The sequence below is a fragment of the Acidithiobacillus sulfurivorans genome (genome assembly GCF_018853815.1).
GTDB classification, from domain to species: Bacteria; Pseudomonadota; Gammaproteobacteria; order Acidithiobacillales; family Acidithiobacillaceae; genus Acidithiobacillus; species Acidithiobacillus sulfurivorans.
On sequence record NZ_JAAOMP010000089.1, the window covers coordinates 1 to 807 of the forward strand.

The window sequence follows — 807 nt, forward strand, 5'->3', positions numbered from 1 at the left end:
ATGTTTCCCGCCGATCAGTTGCAGGCGGTTGCCCACAATCTCTGTGGTATAGCGTTCTTCCCCGTTTTTGTCCTGCCATTTTCGCGTCTGTATCTTGCCTTCTACATACGCCATGCTGCCTTTGCGCAAATACTGTCCGGCAATCTCGGCCAGGCGACCCCAGAGCGTAATGCGATGCCATTCAGTCCGCTCTTTTTTGTTACCTTCACGGTCCTTGAAGGATTCCGAAGTCGCTATGCTGAAATTAGCCACAGCATTTCCATCTGGTTGATAACGTACCTCTGGGTCTTTCCCCAGATACCCCAAAACAATGGCTTTATTGACACCCGACATAATGGTTCTCCTATACTATAAAGAAAGGTTTACGAAGAAGAAAAACAAAAGGTTAGTTTGAAGTGCTTGCCCTCCCGCGACGATGGCTTTGCCAGTCCAGTATCAGCAGCTCGCCGTTTTGGCAGAGCCTGTCGAATGCAGCAATACCGAGAAATCGCTCGACACCATCCACGCCTTCATTGGAGAGAATGATCGTGGGCTTCATGTCGCGATATCGATGATCAATGACTTCAAATAGATGTACCCGCTCACCATCACTACCAAAGGTCTTTCCTACTTCATCAATAATGAGAAGATCCACATCCGCGAATCCGCGAATAACCTCCAGCTCGGTCCCTTTTCCATTTTCCCGTCGCCAGGTCTGGCGAATCCTGGCTATGATATCGTAGGCCGTCACCTGCAGTACGCTGTGTCCTTTGGATAGAACAGTATGCGCAATAGCAGATGCCAGGTGATTTTTTCCAGTGCCAGGGT

At 49.3% G+C, this 807-nt stretch carries 2 protein-coding genes; both read right to left on the reverse strand.

The window, feature by feature from the left end:
* Nucleotides 1-333 (reverse strand): single-stranded DNA-binding protein (locus tag HAP95_RS08155; protein WP_215883769.1); only part of this gene is annotated, 333 nt, incomplete at its 3' end.
* A 52-nt stretch (nt 334-385) separates the two neighbouring features.
* Nucleotides 386-807: ATP-binding protein (locus tag HAP95_RS08160; protein WP_215883770.1), on the reverse strand; the 422-nt coding region annotated here is incomplete at its 5' end.